Genomic DNA, 23721 nt, shown 5'->3' on the forward strand with positions numbered 1-23721 from the left:
CTTGATTTACTCGTATGAGAGCAAGGTGATAAAAATAAGATAGTAGAGATGATACAGGCTATTGGAATGGAGTAAAGGTGGCAACAAGTGATGCTACCACCTAAATAATGCTTAACTGTTTTGGATAGTTAAGTATTCGGCAACGCCTTCTGCAACCGTCTTGAACTCAACATCGCAACCGGCAGCGCGTAGCTTGGTAAGGTCTGCTTGCGTGAACTCTTGATAGGCACCTTTTAGATGTTCTGGGAAAGGAATAGTTTCAATCTCGCCTTTTCCATGATGGGCAATGACCGCTTTTGCTACTTCTTCAAAAGATTCTGCACGACCAGTACCACAGTTGAAGATGCCAGAAACACCATTTTCAAGGAACCACAGGTTTACCTTACATACATCACCAACGTAAACGAAATCACGCTTAAAAGACTCGCTACCTGCAAACAGTTTTGGATTTTCACCTGCGTTTAGTTGGTTGTTCAAATGGAACGCAACAGATGCCATGCTGCCTTTGTGATCTTCACGTGGGCCATATACGTTGAAGTAACGGAAGCCGGTGATTTGAGAAAGGGTTTCACCATGTTCTTCAGCGTCTTGCCATAGACGACGAACGTAGTTATCAAACTGTTGTTTCGAGTAACCGTATACATTGAGTGCGCCTTCGTATTCGCGTTCTTCAACGAAAGTATCTGTATCGCCGTAAGTGGCTGCGGAAGAGGCGTATAGGAATGGAATTTCACGATCTAAACAGTAATGAAGCAACTCTTTTGAGTATTCATAGTTGTTTAGCATCATGTATTTGCCGTCCCACTCTGTCGTTGCAGAGCAAGCGCCTTCGTGGAAAATTGCCTCAATCGGACCAAAATCATCGCCCGCCATAATTTGGGTCAGAAAGTCGTCACGATCCATGTAATCTGTGATGTCCAGATCAACTAAGTTCTTAAACTTTTTGCCATTTTTTAGGTTGTCGACAACCAAGATATCGTTAATACCAGCTTCGTTTAGTGCTTTAACAATGTTGCTGCCGATCATGCCAGCGCCACCAGTTACGATGATCATAGAACTTCCACCATAGATTAAAATTTTCTCAGGAATTCTAGCAAGAAACGAAAAGTAGCGCTATTGGAAGCAGGAAGATAGGTTTGAGTCTTCTATGACTCAGTATCTATATATGAAAAAGGGAGCCGCAGCTCCCTTGAGTACTTTATTATTCCGCATCCGAACGGTTAGGCCTTTGGTACCAAGGATTTCGCTCGTCGGTCAACTCAATTAAGCTGTATTTACGTCCGAGCTTCTGTCCTCCGTCACGAGTAAGAGGCTGCCAACTAAAGTTCGCACGATTGTTACTTGGCTTAACGGTCATGATGTCAAATGGAATCGACAAGTAGAAACCTTTAGTAAAGCTACCTTCACCAAATTCATCCGCAGACAAGTCTGTAAATGAGGCAAAGGCGCCAGCAATTACGCCACTCTTGAACTGCTTAGAAACATTGATTTGTGTCCCAACATCGCCAGCTAAGAACTGCCCGACATCGACTTGGATCATCAAGTCTTGCAGGAATTCCCATTGAGGGTAGTAGTAACCAGATACAAAACCAGTGAAGCCTTTATCAATAACTTGGAACGGACGTCCATATTCTGGCACGTTTTGCCATTTCTCATCGTAAACACCGAAGTAACTTTGTGGATCACGTTGAGAAATTACGTTGACGTCAGCGCCAATCGCCCAGTTAGCTCCTTGTGGTCGGTAAAGAAACTCGGTACCGACTCCAGCAAACATGCTCTCCAGATAACCCGCGTAGAATTGCTGAACCATGGTATTAGAATACTCTTGGAACCAAGTCAATTGTAGGTTTGACATGGTTACCGCATGTTCATTTTGGTAAGCGCGGAACATGGTGCGAACACGAGGAACGGTAGTGCCATCAGGTGGAGTGACATAGATAAACTTATCGTAGTTGTTATACCAATCCCAGTATAACGAACCGCCAATTTCAAGGTTGTCCGTTAGCCAGTATGATGCATTACCGCTCAGCCCTACACTAAAGAGATAGAAATCTTCAGCATTTCCGAGAGTTTGAACAAGCTTAGGTGCAAAGCCCCAATCAAAACGTTCAAAACCATCATGGACAGATTCTCCACTTGGCTTATTGCTAGCTTTTGCGGTTGCATCTTCTATTTTGGGGGTGATGTAATTAACTTGGGCAAAGTCGCGATATTTCTCCTTGGAAATAATCGTTTGTTCGCCGACTAAGCCTCGGCTACGTTCATTGATCGCATAGGTATCAATATCGTCAGGCATTTCATTATGAAGTACAGCCGCCGCTTTTTCATGTGCCTCTGTACGGTCACGATATTTCTTTTGCTCACCAACGACAGTTACGGTGTTGTCATCAACATAAATGCGCGTGTTTTGGTAACCTGCAATTTTGTCTAAATCTTCTGTTACACGTTCCCAGTCAACATCAGACAGTTCTTCTGGCTGATTGCTTTCTACTTCTGGCGTAGGTGTGTCTCGCCAAAAAGATGGCATGTCATTGAAATTAGTGTTTAGCGTTAAGCCAGCGACCAAAGTGTCTCCGCGTTCATAACTTAAACGAAAATCAGCCATTCCTAGACGATAGAGCACACCAAAGTTCCATGGTGTATGGGGGGTCATATCAACGTCTGCGCCCACAACTGCATAGTCTGTAGAATAATCATTGCTGTCGTACTCAACTTTAAATCGTAAAGGAGTATGCAAAGTCTGGAATTCTACGCCACCAAATAAAGCCGCGGGCCCTTTGAAAGCTCTGTCAAAATTAGTTGTTCCTCCAGAGTCAAGAAACTCTTCAGACCGATCACAAAATCTCTCTGAAGCTTTACAAAATGGATTGGTTATATTGTCTCTGGTTCCTAAGTAGCCCCAGCCCATACCGAGAGTAAAGTCGAATGTTCCAAGCTGAGGAGTTGAGTATCGTTTGGTCGCTGCAATATATTCTGCATCAAACAGGCCAGTACCAGCGAAGTCTCTTACCCCAATGGCAATTTCAGGAGCATATTGGGATTCTTCCCATACTTTAAATTTAAAATCTATTCCTTTGTCTGTGTACTCATTGTCTACATCAGGAAGTGAGGTGGAGTATGGCAAGTCTTGAACTCGAGTATACCGAATAGTTGTTTCTAGCCAAGGCAGTACCTGCAAGGTTACATTGTAAAAAAGGTATTCGTTACTCCCAGTAACAGAAAAGTTGAACTCCCCTTCAGGAGCCATACGTCCGGTTGGCATCTGCATTAAGCCAACACCACCAAAGTCAGATTGAGAAGGCTGTAACGAGGGAGCCTCAAAGGGTATTTCTTGAGCCCAAACCAATGCTGGACCCATTAAAGAAAGGGTTAAGCTTTTTCTAATTGGCATCATTGTGGTCTCTTTGTGGAATTTGGTATCAGTTGAGTGAGTAAGCGGACAATATCTTGGTCCATTTCGGAGTATTCGAGATCATCAAATGGGACATATACCAATGTCAGAGGTGGTAAGTAATATTGTGTTGTTAACCAAGCTCCGTGATGCGGCTTAACTACATGACCATCTGGGTAGATCAATACTGGCGGCGTTGATAACGTACCAATATTACTTTTCAAATTCTCTATTTGTCTCTGCAAAGGGATGCCTGCCTGCTCCTTCACGGAATAAACGCTATTTAGGTTTCCTAAGTAAAATACTTTTTCTTCGCGTAGAGGGCTTACTAGAACGTAATTGCCGTGCAAAAGCGGATTGTCGAATTTATTTAGTCGAACTTTATCAACATCGATTGCAGACAGTACTCGTGGTGCAAAGCTTTGCTTCTGAATGAATTTGTAGAATGGGTGTGCAACCAAATTATGTTGAATCATTTGATTGAGCACCGAGTTCTTTAAAGCGGTAGAGGTTTTCTCGGCGCGTTCCGATTTATCAAACAAAGTCGTACCAAGAGGATATTGCTGCGAGACGCTTTGCTCCTTAGCAAGTGCTAACACACTTTCTAAACGAGTCGGCCCTTGAAATTGCAGCTGTTTGCCTGCTTCTAGCAATTCAACATTTAATGGTTGCATAGCAGAGATTTCTGTTTGAGCGAAGCTAGGAATGCTCAAAAGCGGTATGACCAAACCGAATAATGTGAGTAGTTGCTTGCTCATGATTTGCTATATCCCTTCAAAATGGTTAACTCAACCGGAATCATATTTGGCCCTAGGTGTTGTAAGGTTTTAACGACCTGGCCCTGTTCATTGACCCAGTAGTAGTTTTCGACCGATTGAGAAAGGCTGCTAAACTCAACAACTTCTTTATATACGTTGGTCATAGTGCTAGAAATAGGTGTTGTTAACGTTTCTTGGCCTGAGTAAGAACGCGTTATATTTGCAGGAAAACCATAACGGTATTGTGTTGCCCAATCGTATGAGAGTGCGTAGTTGACAGATGTTGAGTCTAAAGAAAAATCTGGAACGTCACCGTAAACGCCCGCCAAGTCTCCATTCTGTAGTCCAATCGTTTTGACGATATGCCCATTCTCTGTAACGATCATAGCTTTGTCAGCACTTACCCATTTCAGTTGTATTTTTCTATTGAGAGGGTTTCGTTCTGCAAAAGCTAAAACAACAAAGACCTGTTTTTGATTCCCAAGTTTTAAATAGGCACTGGCATAAGGAACGGCATTTATTTCTTCTGGGGTCATCTCTACATCGATGTAGTTACCATATGCTTCTTGGACTGTGGCTGATACATCATTGAACTTTTGTGTGCAACCAAAGAGTAAGGCGAATAGCGGAAGAGTGAGAACTGTGCGTAGCGATTTAGACGTTCGGAAGATATTCATTGATCCCTCTTATCAAATAAAATCGCCCTGAGTGAATCAGGGCGATTGTCTTCTATCTACAAACTACAAAACAAAATTAGTTAGTAGTAGGAGCTGATGCTGAAGTAGACGTCGTAGTTGAATCGCTATCTGATGCTGCAACTGCTACTACAGTCACTGCTGCTGCTGCACCTACTGCTACAGCTGTTGTGCCTGTTGCAGAAGCAGAAGCTGCACCTGCTGAACCTGCTTCTTCTGCTGCAAATGCAGTTGATGCGCTTAGAGCCATAAGAATAGCTAGAGCTGTATTCTTCATTATTAATCCTTGTGTATCCGGTATAAAAACATCGATGTTTGGTAGCATAAAAAATGCTCCAAATTATATTTTAGATAAAAAAGCCTTAGCATGTAAATAGTTTCTTATTTTGCCATGACTTACGATCTCATTTCTAACACCAGCGTGACATTGTGCGGTTATCTTGCTCCCTTGCTTGCTGATAAACTATCAAGAGTGCATAATTTGTCGGCCTATTTCATTCAGAACTAGAGGTTTGGAGTCAATAGGTCGTTTTTACTTACGCCATATAGAAAGCGATACAGTGGCTCACGCTCAACGCCTCGGGGCGGTAGCGTGCCAATTCTTCAGTATTTAATGGCCTGCATAGCACGCTTAACTTTGCTTTGGCAGCCCATATTGTTACCAGTACTAGGAACTTTTACGTGATAAAAAAGCAGCATTGTTTGGGAATACTTAGTGCACTGGGTTTGAGCCTGAGTTCTTCTTCAGCGTCAGCCGATTTTTATGCTGGTGCGTTAGTGAGCTACTCAAATGCAGAATTGAAAAGCTCGTCTTCTGAGTCCGTGAAAGAGGGAAGCCCTTTCCTTCTTAGTGCGCAAGCTGGTTATTTTTTTAATGACTATATTGGCTTAGAAGGGCGCTATGGGACATCAGTTCAACGTGACAATGGTCTTGCCGTTGATAGCGTTTTGAGCGGCTTTGTTAAGTTTAATATGCCAGTTTCAGAGCGAGTTGCACTTTATGGTTTAGCTGGGTATTCAAGCGTTCAGCTTGATCTACAAAATGTAGGGTCTCACAAAGAACAAGGATTTAGTTTTGGGTTGGGTATGCACTACGCTTTAAACAACCAAAGCGCGGTGATATTTGAGTTCGTTGATAACGTCTCTGAAGACCAAGTTCGCCTTAACTCAATTACACTGGGTTTTCAGCACCGTTTCTAATTTAAATACCTAGAGCTCAAACTTGGGGCTAGGGTCTTTTATTCAATTATTATAGTGACATACCATGTTTAAAGGATATTTCTCTATTGCCGCTTTTATATTGGCAAGTACGTTTGCGTCTTATTCAATGGCACAAACACCCACTCCAGAACAAATAAAAATGTTTCAAAACTTACCCGCTGACCAACAGCAGGCATTGGCGAGTAAATATGGTTTCTCAATTCCCTCTAGTTCGTCCTCAAACAAGTCTCCTTACGAAAATCCGCAAGTCATCAAGCCTAGATCTGAATCTAGTGGAACTATCTCTTCCAACGTAGAAGAAGAATGGCTCAAAAAAGGCGAACAGAAAGAGCTTAAACGCTTTGGTTTAGATCTTTTTTCTGGTTCTCCAAGTACTTTTGCTCCGATCAGTGATGTTCCTGTGCCAGCAAATTACACCGTGGGTGCAGGCGATGAAATTATTGTGCAGTTATTTGGTAAAGATAATGAAACGCATCGTCTACGCGTAAATCGCGCGGGCACAATCAACTTCCCCTCACTTGGGCCAGTAAATGTTGCTGGCATGCACTTTTCCGATGTACGTGACTCTCTGACTCAACGAGTAAAAGAACAAATGATTGGTGTGCGCAGTGATATCTCATTGGGTGAATTGCGTACCATGCAAGTGTTTGTCATGGGTGATGCATATAAACCAGGAGCCTACACGGTTAGCGCATTGACGACAATTTCACAAGCTATCTATTACAGTGGCGGCTTTGGTGAAAGTGGAGCGCTGCGAGATATTCAGCTAAAGCGTGATGGTAAAATCATTCGTAAGTTGGATATGTATGACCTGTTACTTAAAGGTGATGCAAGTAATGATGTGCGCTTACTACCGGATGATGTCGTTTTCATAGGCTCGGTTAAAGATACAGTTTCTGTAGAAGGTGAGATCAACCGTCCGGCAATTTATGAAGTCAAGTCAGGTGAAACCTATCAGCAACTTATTCAGATGGCTGGTGGTTTTACTGCTAATGCTTATGCCGAGCAATTGGAGATAAAACGCTACGCTACGCATGGTACTCGGGAGGCTTTGACGCTTGATTTTAATAAAACGCAAGCTCGACAGAGTAAAGTTAAAAATGGCGACGTCATCAAGATCTTGAAAAAAAGCGAAGAGCTTACTCGTTACGTGCAGATAGGGGGAGATGTTCGTCATCCTGGCTATGTGGAATGGCGCAATGGCCTTCGTGTTGCCGATCTTTTCAAATCTGTTGACTCTGCTTTTAATTCTACTGCTGATGTTAACTATGCCGTTGTGGTGAGAGAAGTGAATCCACAGCGTGATATTGAAGTGTTCCAGTTTAGCTTAGCAAATGCAATTTTATCGCCAAGTAGTCAAGACAACATCCAGCTACAATCACGTGATCGTATATTAGTTTTCAACCGTTTCAATAACGAAGACTTGGATACTTTAGCAACACAAGAGTCTGTTTCAAAAGCGAAGACGTTAGAGCAAGCGCAGCAACAAGCAGAGCTTGACCAACAGAAAGAACAAAAACTCATGAGTTCTTCTGTTGCGGTTTCGCATTCAGCAGACGGCATGGTCGTTAACCAGAACACATCTAAGCTGGCGAAACCAGCTAAGATCATCATGTTTCGTGGCAAAGAGATTACAGAAGAAGACTTTGAGAGGCTGAAGCAAAACACTCGTCGCACTTTGCTTGCACCAGTGTTATTACAACTCCAGCAGCAGTCTCGTTTAGGGCTAGCCCCTCAAATTGCTGAAGTATTTGGTGAAGTGAAGCACCCTGGTCGTTACCCGATTACTCCAAGAATGACGGTATCAACGCTAATTGAAGCAGCCGGTGGTTTGACTTACAACGCATTCACGATTAATGCAGAACTAGCACGAACAGCGATTAATAGTGCGGATGAGCGTGCGTATATTGATGTTGAACGCATTGATTTACGTAAAGTAATACAAGGCAGTGCTTCAGACGATGCAATTATCGTAGGCCGAGATCGTTTGAACATCCTCGAAAAGCCAAATGTGAAGCTACAAAGCACAGTCACTTTACAAGGTGAAGTTCGCTTCCCTGGAACCTATACCGTGCGCCAAGGTGAAACCTTAAGTGAGTTATTGGACCGAGCGGGCGGCCTAACCGAATTTGCTCACCCTCAAGGAGCAATATTTACGCGTGAAGCATTGCGTTTACAAGAGCAGAAGCTTTTAAACCAATACGCCGCAGATATGCGAGCAGAGACTGCGAAGAAAACATTCCGTGCAGACAGTAATATGGGCTCAGTGATCTCAGACCCAGATAAAACACTGAAGTTTGTTGAAGAAGCAAGTCGCAGCAAAGCACTTGGCCGTATGGTGGTACAGTTAAACCGTATTTTAAAAGGCGAGCGTTCAGCAGACTTTATGCTCGAGGACGGTGACTTCCTCTTTGTTCCGACTTTCCGAAACACAGTATCAATCATGGGTGAAGTTCAAGTTCCAATTACCTACTTGTTAGATAACAAACTTGACGTCGATGATTATCTGAACAAAGCGGGTGGTGCTAAAAAGCAAGCCGACGAAGACCGCATTTTTGTAGTGCGTGCGGATGGTTCTGTTTACAAGCCTTCATCAGGTTATTGGTTCGGAAATAATAAAGAAGGGTTAAAAGCTGGCGATACTATCGTTGTACCAATTGATACCGACTACCGTGATGCATTAAGCACGTGGACTGCAGCAACGCAGATCCTCTACCAAACGGGTGTTGCTATCAACGCACTGAAGTAATGACTTAAGCCACTTAACAAGAGAAAGGGGGAGAAATACCTCCTTTAATATTAATGGAAAATAATCAACTTGAACTAGATATTGGTGAGCTCATACGCTCACTTTGGCAACAAAAAATAATGATAGTTGCCATTACATTTGTATTTGCAGTCGCATCAGTGCTTTTTGCTATGTCTAAGCCTAACCTCTATAAATCCGAAGCAGTATTGTTTCCAGTAGCAGACAATACGCCTAGTTCAGCTATGGGGCAGTTGGGGGGGCTAGCTGCATTAGCTGGATTTGGTAGTCAAAAGAGCTCTAAACAAGCAATTGCCTTAGAGTCTTTACGTTCACGAGCATTCTTGGGGGCCTTCATTGAACGTAGAGATATTTTGATTCCATTGATGGCAATCGAGCATTGGGATGCAGCTACTGGAAAAGTATATATTGATCCAGAGATTTATGACGAAAGTACAAGCACTTGGACAAGAGTTGTTAGTAACGGAAAAACACCAAAGCCAACCATCTTAGAGGCCACGAAAGTTCTAAATGAATTACTCGTTATCGATTCAAATAAAACGAATGGTTCAACTATTGTTGCTTTGACGAACCAGTCGCCAGTTTTAGCAAAACAATGGCTTGATTGGTTGATTTCAGACCTAAATAAATGGATGAAGAATAAGGATATCAACCAGGCTAAGAATAATATTCAATACTTAGAGAAGCAGTTGAGTCTTACTAATCTCTCTGAAATGCAAAATGTCTTCTATCAATTAGTTGAAGAGCAAACTAAAAAATTAATGCTTGCGGAAGCGCAAGAAGACTACATTTTCGATATTATCGACCCTCCTGTAGTACCAGAAGAAAAAGACAGCCCAAGTCGAGCTATCATCTGCGTTCTTGGTACTTTGATCGGTGGTATTTTGGCAATGGTTATTGCGTTGTTCCGTATTGCACTATCAAGAAAAAATGTTTAATTTGAGCCTTGATCCAAATAAACTCTTAGGGGTACATATGTACCTCTTTGCTATATTGGCCCCCCTTTCAGTAACAAAATGGAATAAGATAGTTTTAGTCCTCTTATTCCTATCAGCATTAATTACATTTTTCTACTACATCACTATTTCCAAGAAACTCACGTTTGATAAATATTCCTTTGGTGTGATTCTTATATTTTTGTCTGTCTTTCTTGTATCATTATTTAGTATTTTGATAAATCGAGATTACCTTGTTGCTGATTACTTAAAGTCAGTAGTTATAGGCAGGATGTTTACACTAATAGCACTAACACTTAATTTGGTGCTATTTACAATTTGGTTGGCAGTAGCTGATGAAAAACGTGTGAAACTTATCCTTAAGCTTGGCTTGCTCACTGTATTTAATTTTATTTTGCTTGGGTATTGGCAAGTTATTTGCAATTTTATTGGTATCCCATTTTTCGTAGAAACTAGAGACTGGATGCATGGTGTGCCTGCAGCTTTACGCTCAATTTTTCCTTCTCGAGTGACCTCGATAGCGGAAGAGCCGAATTTCCTTTCCCCGGTTTTGATGGAGTGTATGCTGCTTATTACAGTATTAGTGGCAAAGAAAGTTATAAGACTAGCAATGTTGGGAATGACTGTTGTTATCGTCGTACTTTCTTTTTCTGGCGGAGCCTATGTTAACTTTGCTTTAATTTGTGCTTTTGTATTTTCTTTGATTGCCTTGAAGACAGTATTAACTGGAAAAACAAGAATCAGTCACTTTTTTGTGCTATTGCTGGTTTTTTGTTTATTGTTGGTGCTGACGTATTTAGGTACGTTGCTTTTAGATTTTATCTATTACAAGCTACAGCACGAAGCAACTGGCGGCTCTTCTCGTAGCCAATTTATGGTTTCATTTACTACTTTATTAGCAGAGTCTAACCTAGCTCAACTAATTTTTGGTCATGGACTTGGTACCATGTCTGTTTTAGATAGCTTTGGTATGCGAAGTGAGGATTATTTATTCAGAATTACGAATAACTATACATTGGATATGTTTTGGGAGGGAGGTGTTGTTGGCGTTGGTTTGATCTTGCTTTTTTACTTTAAACTGATTTACCCAGGCTTGAAGTATGGTTTTAAGAATAACACTTACCTTATAGGTGCTATAATGACATTCCACTTCCTAGTAACTTCCACATACCGTTCAGAATATCTAAGTACTCATTTTTTATGGGTGTTACTAATGATCTTTTCCATATATAAATTAGCAGAATTCCAGAGTAATAATGTTAACAATTAATGTTCTAATAAGCACCTTAAATGATGGGATTGAACGCTTGATGTTTGGGGATTTTCCTGAAGATGAAGCGGTGACATATATTGTTGTTCATCAGATAAAAGATAGCTATGTTTTAACGGAATCTATCAAGGAGTGGTTAGAGAGTCGAGTTGACTTTTTATATTACAGTTCAAATGATAGTGGGCTATCTAAAAGTAGAAACTTAGCTCTGAGTAAGTCATTCTCAGATGTGGTGGTATTTTGTGATGATGATGTTAGCTATGTAAATGAAGCTTTCGATATAATAAAAAGTAGCTTTGATGGGAATATTGATATAGCAACATTTAAAGTAAAAACTCCGGATGGGTTAGACTTCAAAAAATATAATAGTAACGCGTTTGTACATACAAACAAGACAATATTTAAAGTGTCATCAATTGAAGTTGCTGCCAAGCGAGAATCTATCATAAAAAAAGAAGTGAAATTTGATGAACGCTTTGGTTTGGGGACTCAACTTCCAGCATCGGAAGAAAATATATTTTTATTGGATTGTTTTAACAAAGGTTTAAACTTAAAATATTTCCCAAAAACTATCAACTTACACCCAATAGAAAGTTCTGGTAGAGATTGGGGAAATAAAAGAATGCGTTCAAGTAAGTTATCGTTTATGTATAGATGTTTTAATGTTATTGGATTTTTTATATTTTTATTGTTTGCTATGAAAAAATATCCTGAGTATAGAAAATCAGTCAGTTTTTTTTCATTTTGTAAAGAAAATATAGATGTGTTTTTTAAATACTATAGAAATAAAAAATAGACGTTAACATCTGTAAGTTTCAATTAAGGGTAAATTATGAAAATTTTGGTAACGGGTGGCGCTGGATTTATTGGTTCAGCTGTTATTCGCCACATAATCAACAACACGGAAGACTCCGTTGTTAATGTAGACAAGCTGACATACGCAGGAAACCTTGAGTCTTTGTCTGATGTTATGGATAGCGAGCGTTATGTTTTTGAGAAAGTTGATATCTGCGATAGAGAGTCATTAGAGACAGTATTTTCAAAGCATAAACCTGATGCGGTAATGCACTTAGCTGCGGAGTCTCATGTAGATAGATCTATCGATGGCCCGTCTGCTTTCATTGAAACTAATATCGTAGGAACTTACGCATTACTTGAAGCTGCACGTAATTACTGGAATGGCTTGGAGCAGGAATTTAAAGAACAATTCCGTTTTCATCATATCTCAACAGATGAAGTGTATGGTGATCTAGAGGGAACTGATGATTTATTCACTGAAACAACGCCTTATTCTCCATCGAGTCCTTATTCCGCTTCAAAGGCATCAAGTGATCATCTAGTTCGAGCATGGCTACGTACCTATGGTTTACCCACAATCATTACCAATTGCTCTAATAACTACGGCCCTTATCATTTTCCAGAAAAGCTTATTCCATTGATGCTCCTCAATGCCTTAGAGGGTAAGTCTTTGCCCGTATATGGCGATGGGATGCAAATTAGAGATTGGCTATATGTAGAAGACCATGCCCGTGCACTGTATAAAGTGGTAAGAGAAGGCTTGGTGGGCGAAACTTACAATATAGGTGGTCACAATGAGAAAGCTAACATTGAGGTTGTCAAAACCATTTGTACTATTTTAGAAGAGCTCGTACCAAATAAACCAAGTGGTGTTAAAGAATATGTAGATCTTATAACTTACGTCTCTGATCGTCCGGGTCATGATGTTCGTTACGCGATAGATGCGACAAAGATTGAGCGTGAACTTGGGTGGAAACCGGAAGAAACTTTTGATTCAGGTATCAGAAAAACGGTGGAGTGGTACTTGGAAAACAAAGTTTGGTGGTCACGTGTTTTAGATGGTTCATATGCCGGTGAGCGTTTAGGTGTTATCAAAAAGGGGACAAATTAATGAAAGGCATTATTCTTGCGGGAGGCTCTGGCACTCGATTGTTTCCTATTACGATGGGTGTATCTAAGCAATTGCTTCCGGTTTATGATAAGCCTATGATTTATTATCCTTTATCGGTATTAATGCTTGCTGGTATTAAGGATGTTCTAATCATAACGACACCTGAAGATAAAGACAGCTTCGTACGTCTACTGGGAGATGGTAGCCAGTTTGGGATATCACTAAATTATGAAGTTCAACCGAGGCCTGAAGGATTAGCACAAGCCTTTATTATAGGTGAAGAGTTTATTGGTGATAGTAGTGTGTGCCTTGTTTTAGGTGATAATATTTTCTACGGACAGGCGTTTAGCCCGAAGTTGAAACTTGCTGCTAGTCGCTCTCAGGGAGCTACGGTGTTTGGCTATCAAGTGAAAGATCCAGAAAGGTTTGGTGTTGTAGAATTTGATGACAACCAAAAGGCGGTTTCAATTGAAGAAAAGCCTGAAAAGCCTAAATCTAATTATGCGGTTACAGGGCTTTACTTCTATGACAATGACGTTGTCAAGCTTGCGAGAGAAGTTAAACCTTCTGACAGGGGTGAACTCGAAATTACCTCTTTGAATGAAGCTTACCTAAAGAAAGGTCAATTGAACGTAGAAATGTTAGGGCGTGGTTTCGCATGGCTAGATACTGGCACTCATGAAAGTTTACTTGAAGCTGCTCAGTTTGTTGAAACGATTGAAAAGAGACAGGGCTTCAAAGTTGCTTGTTTGGAAGAGATTGCTTTTTCAAATGGTTGGTTAACAAGAGATGAACTTCTGCAACGAGCAGAGTTAATGGCCAAGAATAGTTATGGTCAGTACTTGAAAACTTTAGCTGGTTAACCGTTTGTGAGTGATACTCAAAGTAAAGCCAAAGCCGGCTTAAAGTGGAGCGCTGTAGAAAGGATTTTAACACAAGCTATACAATTGATAGTGATGTTGATATTAGGCCGAATGTTAGGGCCTTCAGCATTTGGTCTCATAGCTATGTTAACAATATTTATCGCCATTTCTCAAACAATGGTTGATAGTGGTTTTAGCAGTGCGCTGATACGCAAACAAGATAGAAAAGAGGTCGATTTTTCGACTACTTTCTACTTCAATATCTTGGTTTCAATTTCCTGTTATATACTGCTCTTTGGTAGTGCTCCTTATATAGCATCTTTTTATGAGCAACCTACGCTCACTTTATTACTTAGAGTATTGGGCATTGGTGTGGTTATCAATGCTCTTGCTGTCGTACAAAGAGCAAAGTTGACCATAGAGGTGGACTTTAAGACTCAAGCGAAGGCATCTTTTCTGGCCGTAGTATTTAGTGCTGCAATTGCTATAATTATGGCTTATTTAGGCTATGGGGTTTGGGCTCTAGTCGCTCAAATGCTTTCTTTTTATGCTGTCAGTGCCATTACACTTAATATACTTTCGCCATGGGTACCTAAAACTGGCTTCTCAAAAGAATCTTTCACTGAGTTATTTGGCTTTGGGTCAAAGCTTTTACTTTCAAGTCTAATAGATACTATTTATAACAATATCTATCAGTTAGTGATTGGTAAGTTCTTTACTGCAAGCCAACTTGGTTACTTCTCTCAAGCAAAGAATTTATCTCATATTCCATCACTAACTCTTACAACTATTATTCAAAGAGTTAATTATCCTTTATTAAGTAAAATACAAGATGATAATGAGAAGTTAGAGAGTGCTTATGTGTTAACGCTAAGACTATCTTCCCTTTTTATATTTCCTATCATCTTAGGTATAGGGTTAATATCCACTCCTTTAGTCAATATATTACTCGGTTCTGCTTGGGGCCCTACATCTGAACTAATCTCAATATTGTGTTTTGGATATATGCTATACCCCATTCATGCAATTAACCTTAACTTACTTCAAGTGAAAGGACGTTCAGATCTTTTTTTGAAATTGGAAATTATAAAGAAAACTTTAATAACGATTATTTTGTTTGTAACAATACCGTTAGGGATTAAGGCTATTACCATTGGAATGGTCGTTCAGTCATACGTTTCTTTATGTATTAATACATATTATACAGGGAAGCTAACATCTTTGAGTTCCTCAAAGCAGCTTAGATTTCTCTTTCCAATTTGGAGTGTATCTATATTTAGTGCTTTAATATCATCTGTATGGTTCAACTTTTTAGATAGTGATATTTTTCAAATTTTCATTGTTTTAAGTTCAGCACTATTTCTATACATTATCAGTATTAGAGTTATACAAAAAGACCTTTACTTGTATGTGGTGAACAACATTTTTAGGAAAAATTAAATGAAACCAATTACCGTCACCTCTCCACTTTTACCACCTTTAGAAGACTTTACTGCAAGCTTAGAAGACATCTGGGAACGGAAGTGGCTTACAAATAATGGGACTTATCATCAACAGTTAGAGCAAGCACTTTGTGAGTATCTAGGGGTTGAATATATCAGCCTTTTTTCAAATGGTACATTAGCGTTAGTGATCGCATTACAGGCTCTAGAGTTAGAGGGTGAGGTCATCACAACGCCTTATAGTTTTGTTGCTACCAGTCATGCGCTATTACTGAACAAACTTAAACCTGTATTTGTAGATGTTGACCCAGATACATTAAACCTTGACCCAGCCAAAGTTGAAGCAGCAATCACAGATAAAACTGTTGGCATTCTGCCAGTGCATGTTTACGGCACCCCATGTGATCACTCTCACTTACAGCAGGTTGCTGATAAGCATGATCTAAAGATCATATATGATGCTGCTCATGCGTTTGGTGTTGAAGAGAAAGGTTGCTCTGTCCTAAATTATGGTGACCTTTCTATCTTGAGCTTCCATGCTACTAAGGCTTACTCAACAATAGAAGGGGGAGCTGTCATTTGCCATACAAAAGAGATGAAAGAGAAGTTAGACAAGCTTAAGAGCTTTGGTTTTGACTCTGATATTGAAGTATCTCTAATTGCGCACAATGCAAAAATGAACGAAGTGCAAGCAGCTTTTGGTTTAGCAACCCTGAACATCATAGATGATGCCATTGCCCAACGAAAGTTCGTTGCAAACGAATATCGTAGTCAGCTACGAGGTGTTAAAGGCATCAGTTTTCCTAAAGAGTTGCCAGATGTTAAATACAACTACTCATACTTTCCAGTTTTTATTGATGAACAAGAGTATGGAGAATCTAGAGATTCTCTATTTTCAAAGCTTAAAGATAGTAATGTATTAGCTAGACGTTACTTTTATCCAATAATTACTGATTATGCTGCTTATAAGAACAATCCTGAAATTGAAATTGTGAGTGATGAGATATCTCGAGGCATTTCAAAAAAAGTAATTTGCCTACCATTACATCATGAGCTGTCGATAGCTGACATTAATAAAATTGTTGAAATTTGTAAAAGTGAAAATAAAAAATGAAAATTGCAATCACAGGCCCACTAGCAGATAGAAATCTTGGTGATTATGGGATGTTTATTAACAACCTTTACGATATTTCACCAAAAAATGAATTTGTGGTTTTTTCTTACAATAGTTCGTTTGTTGAGCAACTAAAGAATGATTATCTGAAAGAGTTTAGTATTGATTTTGTCGACGTTGAACTGTCAGAGAAGAAAAAAGATAACCTCGATCCGATTGAGCAACTAAAAAAATTAAGAAGAGTTCTATTGGGTAAAGAAAAATCTTACTATCCAACACCACTAGAACTTTTGAATCGTTGTACCAATATCTCTGCGATCGAAAAAGAGATTGAAAGTTCAGATGTATTACTTGTTTCTGGAGGCGGCTACTTTAATGATTTATGGTTTGAGTGGATACGAAATGACGATCTCTTTAGAATCATTGTTCCTATTTTGATCGCTGCGAAGATGAATAAAAAAATTGTCTTTACCGCAAATGGATTTGGGCCATTTGACAGCAGTAAACACTTCTATGAAATGATTTTTTCCGAGGCTAAAGATGCGATCATCACTAGCCGAGACCGTAAGTTATCTCCTACTTATCTATCTGATATCGGGGTTAAAGACATTACCTATCTACCTGATGACCTATACATAATCAATGATGGAATTAACCCAAGAGAACAATCTAAATCATCTAAATATGGTAAGTATGTAATTTTTGAGCAGTACGGAAACATCAATAAATTTAAAGAAAATATTGAATCAATTCGCACATTGATTACATTCTTTAAAAACAAAGGAATAAATGTTGTTTTTCTCACTTTTGATGTCGATGAAAAAACAACAAGCTATTTAAAAGAAGAAATAAAGGAAGATAACTTCTTTATCTATGATTTTGAAACTGGGTATTTGAAAATTGATGAAGCGATTGAGTTAATTAAAAACTCTGAGTTAGTACTTTGTAATAGATATCATGCGTTAGTTTTATCCGTTACTAATCAGATACCCGTAATTAATGTAGTAAAACCAGTTTTTGATCTAAGATATTATTATAATAAAAATGCAGGATTGCTAGATAATGCATTTGAAGGAGTGTACTTTAATTATAATGAGTATATGCAAGAGTCCTTATCTGGTGCTATTCAACATGTCATTGATAATTATGAACATATCGTTAGTTATCAAAGTTCATTATACGCATCAAGTGAATTTTCTTCCAATAAAGATAAACTTGCGAACAAAAGAATTGAATTCTTTTCTACTCATTTCCAAGATTAAATACGATAGACTTTGATTATGATGAATGTTTTAGTTGTACCTTGTGGTACTGAAATTGCGCACGAAATTGTACGTTCTCTCAAAGATGTGAAAAATACCGTTGTTTTTGGTGCAAATGGCATCAAAGCCTATACAGAAATTCCGAGTGAGCGTGTTTCAAATAACATTCCTTTTATTGATGATGAAGGGTTTATTGAATCTATTGCTAGCCTCATTAAAGAATGGGGCATCACGCATATTATTCCAGCACACGACTCTGCAGCACTCAAACTATCAGAGTCTGCTCCAACACTATCTGCGAAAATTGTAAGCTCTCCTTATGAGACGAATATGGTGTGTCGTTCTAAAAAGTTGACATACGAGAGACTTACAAATGTTGTTAAAACGCCAAAGTTGTTTCAGCAGACTGATGAATTAGAGTTTCCACTTTTTGTTAAACCGGATGTCGGTCAAGGGAGTGTTGGGACAAGACTTGTTAGAGAAGAGAACGCTTTAGAACTCAATGATGATGAACTGTTATGTGAGTACCTGCCAGGCGAAGAGTTTACAGTCGATTGTGTTTCTAATCATCTAGGGGAGCTTATCTTTGCAAGTGCTCGTAAGCGCAATCAAACTAGAAACGGCATTGCTGTAGAAACAGAACTTGTACAAGATCAAGAGCGCTTTAGAGAATTGGCTATTAAAATCAGCTCTACACTAGATCTTCGTGGTGGCTGGTTTTTTCAGGTAAAAGAAGCAAAAGATGGCGAGCTTTGCCTTTTAGAGGTTGCGACCCGAATTGCGGGGTCAATGATTACTAGTCGATTCAATGGAATCAACTTCACTGAATTATCGTTACTTGTTTCAAACGACATTCCGATCTCCGTATCTAACAATAACCTCAATGTAAAAGTATATAGGAATCTTAATTTTCAGTTTGAAACTAACTTAGATTTCGATGTGATTTACACTGACTATGATGACTGTCTTCTTCTAGAGGAACGATTTATAAATGCGGAGTTAGTGAAAGTTATTTTCGAAGCGATTAATGCAGGAAAAAAAGTAAAACTTATCACTCGCCACGCTGGAAACCTCAAAGAGTCACTAGAAAAATATCGATTAACAGAGTTATTCGATGAGGTTATTCACATTAAGGATAATGATGCGTTGAAATCTAACTTTATCTCAGATGAAAAAGCGATTTTTATTGATGACTCTTTCCGTGAGCGTAAAGATGTTTCGAGTCGATTGGGCATCCCGTGCTTCTCTGTTGATATGATTAGAGGTTTATCTTGTTTAAGAAACTAAGTGCACCAGCATCTGAAGAGAAAATCACTCGCTATTGGAAGCACACCGATAAAGTATATGTCAGTGTTGTTTGTCCTTGCTTTAATCAGGAAAATTACATTGCTGATGCCTTGGATAGTTTTCTGGCCCAACAATTGGACTACAAGTTTGAAATAGTAGTCCACGATGATGCTTCTACAGACGGTACACCCGAAATTTTAAAGGCTTATCGGAAAAAGTATCCTTCAATAATTCGGTTAATCTTACAAACAGAAAATCAGTACTCACAGCGAAAGCAAATCTCGACGATAGGCGTCTCTCATTCAAAAGGTGAATACATAGCTTTATGCGAAGGCGATGATTTTTGGGTCGATGAATTAAAACTGCAAAAGCAGTTATGCAGAATGATTGAAGAGCCAAAGTTTCAACTTTGCTATACGGCAGGTTATGGGCTGTATGGAGATGGTAGCTACAAAGACATATCCAAATTTAGTAATACAGAATGTATTGTTGACACCTCTAGCGTAATTAGGATGGGAGGCGCGGGTATGCCGACGCCATCTTTATTAATGAAGCGAGAGGTTATCGAATCCATGCCCACCTGGTTTCAAGAAGCTGCGCCGGTAGGGGACTTTTATATGCAAATTATTGGTTCTAAGCCTGAAGGGGCTCTATTTTTACCTGATCAAACAGTTTGCTATCGTATTAATGCAGTTGGTTCTTGGTCTTCTGAGCGAAGTAAAATATCTGTTTCGAATACTCTAGATAATATGGCCAGACAGGAGAATGCAATTCGAGGCTGTCTATGTGATTGGCAAGATGAGAGTGATCTCAAATATGCACTTTCAGTTAACTTATATAACACAGCTTTTACTCTTGTGATAAATAAAGAGTATGAATATGTAAAAGATCTTATCGTATGTTCCTGGAATCTTTACCCCAATGCGCATCGAGTTCAAGCAATCTTATACAGAACCCGACATATACCAAATATAGCAACTTATGTTTTTAGACTCTATCAGAGATTAGGAACAAAAATAAAAGCTAGAAGATAAGGTTGTTAGAGAGACTAACGAAAAATTTTAGCTAACTAGTAAAACGGTTTGAATAGATGCAGAATAACGAAGATGTAGTTTCTATTATCATGCCAACTTACAACTCTGAGCAAACGGTTGTAGAAAGCATTCAAAGTGTACTATCCCAAACGTATAAAAATTGGGAACTTATAATCGTAGATGACAGATCTACCGATAATACTTGGCAAGTCATTCAAACATATGCTGATAAATACGACAATATCCATGTTCACCAGAATAAAAAAAACCAAGGGGCTGGTGCAAGTCGTAATTTCGCGATAGAAAAGGCAAAAGGCCGCTTTATTGCCTTTTTGGATTCGGATGACCTTTGGACAGAAGACAAACTAGCAGAGCAAATTCCATTCATGCTGGAGAACAACTACCCACTCACATACACTCACTACAGCCGTTTTAATAGTGAAGAAGAGCTAAGTGTTGTAACTGCGCCAGAATATACAACGTACAAAAAACTCATGTACAGTAACGTTATCGGGTGCCTGACCGCCGTTTATGATACACAGGCACTAGGCAAGCGCTATATGCCACTTATTCGTAAACGTCAGGATATGGGATTGTGGTTAGATATACTGAAAGATACTCCCAAAGCATACTGTCTACCTAAGCCATTAGCAAAGTATCGGATGGATAGTGGTATGACAGCTAACAAATTTAGCGTTTTGTCATACCAATGGAAGTTCTATAGAGACGTAGTAGGTTTGAGTTTTCCAAGAAGTCTATTTACATTTTCTGTCTATGCCGTTAAAGGTACGATGAAACACCGAACTAAGCGCAAGTCTTAGTCTCGCGAATCTTCGGTAGAACCTAGTAACACAAAATACGCATACAAAAAGAGCAGCTGCCGTAAGGCGCTGCTCTTTTTTATACCTGTGATCCGTTCGATTAAATTCGCCGTTTTCTAGCGACCCATCCCAAACAACACTGTTTTAACCGTAAGGAAAAGAATCTTCACTTCCATCATCCAGTTTTGATGTTTGATGTAGTAAATATCGTATTTATGCTTCCAGATGGCATCTTCTACTGATGCACCATAAGGGTATTTTACTTGGGCTAGGCCAGTTACCCCAGGTTTCACTGCGTGACGAAAGCGGTAGTAAGGAATAGCTTTTTCCAATTCAGAGATGAACACCTCGCGTTCTGGGCGTGGGCCAACCATCGACATCTCTCCCTTTAGTACATTGATTAACTGAGGGAGCTCATCTATGCGAGTCTTACGAATAAAACAGCCAACTTTCGTTACGCGCGCGTCATTTTTAGTTGCCCATTGGGCACCATTCTTTTCCGCATCGTTTCGCATCGAGCGAAACTTAATCACTTCAAACTCTTCATTATATTGGCCAGTACGACGCTGCTTAAAGAATACCGGGCCTGGTGACTCAAGCTTAATAAGCAGTGCCGTAATAAGCCCTACTGGGATAGCAACCCACGAGAGCATAAAAACAAACAATAGATCAATAAAGCGCTTTTGCCAGCTGTTCTTACGATTAGAGAGGATAGAAAAAGCTTTTTGGTGTAAGAAGTAGCCGCTATGCAAGAGCTCAGTTTCAGTGTAGCCAAGTGAACGATCAAAGTAGCTCACTAAAGGCTCAACCCAAGCACCTAGCTCTGTCGCAGCTACAAGAAACGCTTGCTGCTCAGAGTTTAGGTGTGAGCTTTTGAAGTGGCAAAGCGTTTTACTCTTGAAATCCCTAAGGGCATAGTTATTAACTTGAGCGTTAATCTCAGGATGTCTCTTAAGTACCTGAGCAATCTTTGTTTCGTCTTCTTTTGGACAGTAGATATAAATACAAGCATCGGTTTCGCTTGCTGATAACTCGTCCAATGTTGATGTTATGCTGATAGAATTATTCTTAGCTAATTCAGTTGCTTCTCGTTCTTGAAGCGTGTCGCTCATACTGTCTGTCATAGGAATGGAATAAGTTGTTTTCGGCTAGCCAATTGCTTACAAGTCGGCGATTATAATTTAATTCGTATAGAAATTATATCCCTTAATCCAGAACATGCTTGTAACTTTGAGAATTTTCTTGAACCTGAGTCCTTACTTATGGCTTGTTTTTGAATCTTGACGTAACTATATCAATGAATTCGACAAACTATGTTTGCGATATATTATGTTGCCTCGAAATTAAATAATCATCTAATTCACTATAGTACGCAGTTATATCCGAGGTTGATTAGTTGTTGATAAAGTGCTTTTTTCGAATCTTCCTCACCATGTATAAGGTGAACCTCCTTAGGAGGAGTGGGAATGGCAGTTACAAATTGTATTAAGTCGTTCATATCGGCATGTGCAGAGTAGCCTGACATCGTATGAACTTGAGCTTTCACTTTTACGCGTTTACCTTCAATCAATACACTGTCTGCTCCATCTTGGATACGCCGACCTAAAGTCCCTTCCGCTTGATAGCCGGCAAATAGCACATCATTTCTTTTATCTGGCAGCAAAGCTTCTAAATAATTGACGACACGTCCACCTTCACACATTCCTGAGGCCGCAACTACGATAGCAGCTTCTGCTGTGCTCGCGAGTCGATTCACGAGCTTTAAATGGTCAGTGTGGCTTTCGACCATAATACATTGATCAAATGCAAGAGGATGTCGGTGATGCTCGATCCGCTCTTTCGCTTCTGCTCCCCAAAGCTTTTTAAATTGGCGATAGGTATTAGTTACCTTTTTAGCCAAAGGAGAATCAAGAATAATAGGCAGTGAATCTTGCAAAGCGTGCTCATGAATAAGCTGTTCTATATCAAAGAGTAACTCTTGAGTTCTCCCGACGCTAAAAGCCGGTATAACAATTACGCCACCATCCTGAAGTGCATGCTCAATAATAGAAAGCAATCGCCTACTGCGAGACTCTACATCTTCGTGAACTTTATTGCCGTATGTCGACTCGATAAACAAATAGTCAGCTTTTTCAGGCGATACCGGATCCGGTAGGAGAGGCGTGTTACGAGGGCCCAAATCCCCTGAGAACACAACAACCTCATTGTTTGATAAACGAAACTCAACATATGCAGACCCTAAAATGTGTCCTGCTGGTTGAAAGCGAAGAGAGGCATGTTCGTCAATCTCTATCCATTGGGAATAAGGGCAAGGGCGAATAAGCGTTCGAATAAAATCGAGCACGTTTTCCCTTTGATGATGCCTCATGCCTAGTTGGAGCTTTAAACCATCTTCTAACATAAGCGGTACGAGCTCAGCGGTGGCTTCCGTACAGTAAATAGGCCCTTTATAGCCAGCAGCCAATAGCCAAGGAAGCCTACCAATATGATCGATATGAGAATGGGTTAGAACAACCGCTTTGAGATCAGAGATAGAAAAGTCGATATTCAAACTCTGCTGCTGAGCATTATCTTGACCTTGTAACAAACCGCAGTCGATCAGCACACTTCCATTCTGTAATACGAGCTCGTGACAAGAGCCAGTAACCGTATTTTTCCCACCGTGGTGCAGTACTTTCATAACAAAACGACGCTTTTACCTTTGCTAGCTTACGCTTGCGAGTATCTATTTTACACATAACCAAACCTCACAATTTGGCAGCGATTCGGTAAATCGCTCAGTAGAGTAGATAGGGTAAGCAGGCAGATAGTGAATAAGTGAGCGTATTGTAGGCAAGCAAAATAGGAGAAAGAAAATGGCAAAACTGAAAGTTTAGAGAGACTTAGATATTCGTCATAAATTTGACTGTGTTAAGTTGCAACTGCTTGTGA

General features: G+C 39.7%; 20 protein-coding genes. 13 read left to right on the forward strand and 7 right to left on the reverse strand.

What is annotated here, in order from left to right; translation table 11 throughout:
* Nucleotides 1-111: 111 nt before the first annotated feature.
* From rfaD to UF05_RS20525, 5 genes are all read right to left on the reverse strand, one after another.
* Nucleotides 112-1053 (reverse strand): ADP-glyceromanno-heptose 6-epimerase, encoded by a 942-nt coding sequence (gene rfaD, locus UF05_RS20505; protein WP_021451714.1) that lies wholly within the window; start codon nt 1051-1053, stop codon nt 112-114.
* Between the two features lie 148 nt (nt 1054-1201).
* Nucleotides 1202-3394, reverse strand: a complete 2193-nt coding sequence (locus UF05_RS20510; RefSeq protein ID WP_045544803.1) for a YjbH domain-containing protein — start codon at nt 3392-3394, stop codon at nt 1202-1204.
* Nucleotides 3391-4149 carry a capsule biosynthesis GfcC family protein gene (locus tag UF05_RS20515; protein ID WP_045544804.1) on the reverse strand — a complete coding sequence of 253 codons (759 nt, stop codon included), beginning with the start codon at nt 4147-4149 and terminating at the stop codon, nt 3391-3393. Before UF05_RS20515 ends, UF05_RS20510 begins: the two co-directional genes overlap by 4 nt.
* Complete coding sequence (locus tag UF05_RS20520; protein WP_045544805.1) at nt 4146-4826, reverse strand: YjbF family lipoprotein; 681 nt, start codon at nt 4824-4826, stop codon at nt 4146-4148. Before UF05_RS20520 ends, UF05_RS20515 begins: the two co-directional genes overlap by 4 nt.
* A gap of 76 nt (nt 4827-4902) precedes the next feature.
* On the reverse strand, nt 4903-5121 hold the full coding sequence (locus UF05_RS20525; RefSeq protein ID WP_025520696.1) for a hypothetical protein: 219 nt from the start codon (nt 5119-5121) through the stop codon (nt 4903-4905).
* Between the two features lie 404 nt (nt 5122-5525).
* Here UF05_RS20525 and UF05_RS20530 point away from each other — a divergent pair, with 404 nt between their 5' ends.
* From UF05_RS20530 to UF05_RS20590, 13 genes are all read left to right on the forward strand, one after another.
* Nucleotides 5526-6044, forward strand: coding sequence for an outer membrane beta-barrel protein (locus UF05_RS20530; RefSeq protein WP_045544806.1), 519 nt, complete (start codon nt 5526-5528; stop codon nt 6042-6044).
* Nucleotides 6045-6108: 64 nt separating this feature from the next.
* Nucleotides 6109-8814, forward strand: coding sequence for an SLBB domain-containing protein (locus tag UF05_RS20535; protein ID WP_045544807.1), 2706 nt, complete (start codon nt 6109-6111; stop codon nt 8812-8814).
* Nucleotides 8815-8867: 53 nt separating this feature from the next.
* On the forward strand, nt 8868-9770 hold the full coding sequence (locus UF05_RS20540) for a Wzz/FepE/Etk N-terminal domain-containing protein (protein WP_045544808.1): 903 nt from the start codon (nt 8868-8870) through the stop codon (nt 9768-9770).
* Between the two features lie 37 nt (nt 9771-9807).
* Nucleotides 9808-11058: a hypothetical protein gene (locus tag UF05_RS20545; protein ID WP_228089476.1), complete on the forward strand. Its 1251-nt coding sequence runs from the start codon at nt 9808-9810 to the stop codon at nt 11056-11058.
* The gene (locus UF05_RS20550; protein WP_048852680.1) at nt 11045-11854 is read left to right on the forward strand and encodes a glycosyltransferase; all 810 of its coding nucleotides are present in this window, start codon (nt 11045-11047) and stop codon (nt 11852-11854) included. Before UF05_RS20545 ends, UF05_RS20550 begins: the two co-directional genes overlap by 14 nt.
* Nucleotides 11855-11890: 36 nt before the next feature.
* Nucleotides 11891-12967, forward strand: a complete 1077-nt coding sequence (gene rfbB / locus UF05_RS20555) for a dTDP-glucose 4,6-dehydratase (RefSeq protein WP_045544810.1) — start codon at nt 11891-11893, stop codon at nt 12965-12967.
* On the forward strand, nt 12967-13830 hold the full coding sequence (gene rfbA / locus UF05_RS20560) for a glucose-1-phosphate thymidylyltransferase RfbA (protein ID WP_045544811.1): 864 nt from the start codon (nt 12967-12969) through the stop codon (nt 13828-13830). Before rfbB ends, rfbA begins: the two co-directional genes overlap by 1 nt.
* Before the next feature lie 6 nt (nt 13831-13836).
* Nucleotides 13837-15270 (forward strand): lipopolysaccharide biosynthesis protein, encoded by a 1434-nt coding sequence (locus UF05_RS20565; protein WP_045544812.1) that lies wholly within the window; start codon nt 13837-13839, stop codon nt 15268-15270.
* Nucleotides 15271-16386, forward strand: a complete 1116-nt coding sequence (locus UF05_RS20570; protein WP_045544813.1) for a DegT/DnrJ/EryC1/StrS family aminotransferase — start codon at nt 15271-15273, stop codon at nt 16384-16386.
* On the forward strand, nt 16383-17648 hold the full coding sequence (locus tag UF05_RS20575; RefSeq protein WP_045544814.1) for a polysaccharide pyruvyl transferase family protein: 1266 nt from the start codon (nt 16383-16385) through the stop codon (nt 17646-17648). The genes UF05_RS20570 and UF05_RS20575 overlap by 4 nt, the downstream gene beginning before the upstream one ends.
* A gap of 18 nt (nt 17649-17666) precedes the next feature.
* Nucleotides 17667-18935, forward strand: coding sequence for an ATP-grasp domain-containing protein (locus UF05_RS20580; protein WP_045544815.1), 1269 nt, complete (start codon nt 17667-17669; stop codon nt 18933-18935).
* Entirely contained in the window at nt 18920-19969 is a 1050-nt protein-coding gene (locus UF05_RS20585; RefSeq protein WP_048852681.1) for a glycosyltransferase family 2 protein, read from the forward strand. Before UF05_RS20580 ends, UF05_RS20585 begins: the two co-directional genes overlap by 16 nt.
* 56 nt (nt 19970-20025) lie before the next feature.
* A complete protein-coding gene (locus tag UF05_RS20590; RefSeq protein ID WP_045544816.1) occupies nt 20026-20790 on the forward strand; it encodes a glycosyltransferase family 2 protein in 765 nt (254 codons plus the stop codon).
* Nucleotides 20791-20906: 116 nt separating this feature from the next.
* On the opposite strand, the gene UF05_RS26695 is transcribed toward UF05_RS20590, so the two are convergent.
* Nucleotides 20907-21914 carry a sugar transferase gene (locus UF05_RS26695; protein WP_025500303.1) on the reverse strand — a complete coding sequence of 336 codons (1008 nt, stop codon included), beginning with the start codon at nt 21912-21914 and terminating at the stop codon, nt 20907-20909.
* A gap of 239 nt (nt 21915-22153) precedes the next feature.
* The gene (locus tag UF05_RS20600; protein WP_045544817.1) at nt 22154-23470 is read right to left on the reverse strand and encodes an MBL fold metallo-hydrolase; all 1317 of its coding nucleotides are present in this window, start codon (nt 23468-23470) and stop codon (nt 22154-22156) included.
* Between the last annotated feature and the right edge of the window lie 251 nt (nt 23471-23721).

Source organism: Vibrio sp. S457-15, from assembly GCF_000960545.1.
In the GTDB taxonomy this organism is placed as follows: domain Bacteria; phylum Pseudomonadota; class Gammaproteobacteria; order Enterobacterales; family Vibrionaceae; genus Vibrio; species Vibrio parahaemolyticus.

Excerpts from the sequence above, each read along its gene's own strand:
- UF05_RS20510 (WP_045544803.1), bottom strand. The coding sequence starts at position 3,394 with ATGATGCCAATTAGAAAAAGCTTAACCCTTTCTTTAATGGGTCCAGCA.
- UF05_RS20520 (WP_045544805.1), bottom strand. The coding sequence starts at position 4,826 with ATGAATATCTTCCGAACGTCTAAATCGCTACGCACAGTTCTCACTCTT.
- rfaD (WP_021451714.1), bottom strand. The coding sequence starts at position 1,053 with ATGATCATCGTAACTGGTGGCGCTGGCATGATCGGCAGCAACATTGTT.
- rfbB (WP_045544810.1), top strand. The coding sequence starts at position 11,891 with ATGAAAATTTTGGTAACGGGTGGCGCTGGATTTATTGGTTCAGCTGTT.
- UF05_RS20545 (WP_228089476.1), top strand. The coding sequence starts at position 9,808 with ATGTACCTCTTTGCTATATTGGCCCCCCTTTCAGTAACAAAATGGAAT.
- UF05_RS20540 (WP_045544808.1), top strand. The coding sequence starts at position 8,868 with ATGGAAAATAATCAACTTGAACTAGATATTGGTGAGCTCATACGCTCA.
- UF05_RS26695 (WP_025500303.1), bottom strand. The coding sequence starts at position 21,914 with ATGACAGACAGTATGAGCGACACGCTTCAAGAACGAGAAGCAACTGAA.
- UF05_RS20600 (WP_045544817.1), bottom strand. The coding sequence starts at position 23,470 with ATGAAAGTACTGCACCACGGTGGGAAAAATACGGTTACTGGCTCTTGT.
- UF05_RS20550 (WP_048852680.1), top strand. The coding sequence starts at position 11,045 with ATGTTAACAATTAATGTTCTAATAAGCACCTTAAATGATGGGATTGAA.
- UF05_RS20515 (WP_045544804.1), bottom strand. The coding sequence starts at position 4,149 with ATGAGCAAGCAACTACTCACATTATTCGGTTTGGTCATACCGCTTTTG.
- UF05_RS20590 (WP_045544816.1), top strand. The coding sequence starts at position 20,026 with ATGCAGAATAACGAAGATGTAGTTTCTATTATCATGCCAACTTACAAC.
- UF05_RS20525 (WP_025520696.1), bottom strand. The coding sequence starts at position 5,121 with ATGAAGAATACAGCTCTAGCTATTCTTATGGCTCTAAGCGCATCAACT.
- UF05_RS20580 (WP_045544815.1), top strand. The coding sequence starts at position 17,667 with ATGATGAATGTTTTAGTTGTACCTTGTGGTACTGAAATTGCGCACGAA.
- UF05_RS20575 (WP_045544814.1), top strand. The coding sequence starts at position 16,383 with ATGAAAATTGCAATCACAGGCCCACTAGCAGATAGAAATCTTGGTGAT.
- rfbA (WP_045544811.1), top strand. The coding sequence starts at position 12,967 with ATGAAAGGCATTATTCTTGCGGGAGGCTCTGGCACTCGATTGTTTCCT.
- UF05_RS20570 (WP_045544813.1), top strand. The coding sequence starts at position 15,271 with ATGAAACCAATTACCGTCACCTCTCCACTTTTACCACCTTTAGAAGAC.
- UF05_RS20535 (WP_045544807.1), top strand. The coding sequence starts at position 6,109 with ATGTTTAAAGGATATTTCTCTATTGCCGCTTTTATATTGGCAAGTACG.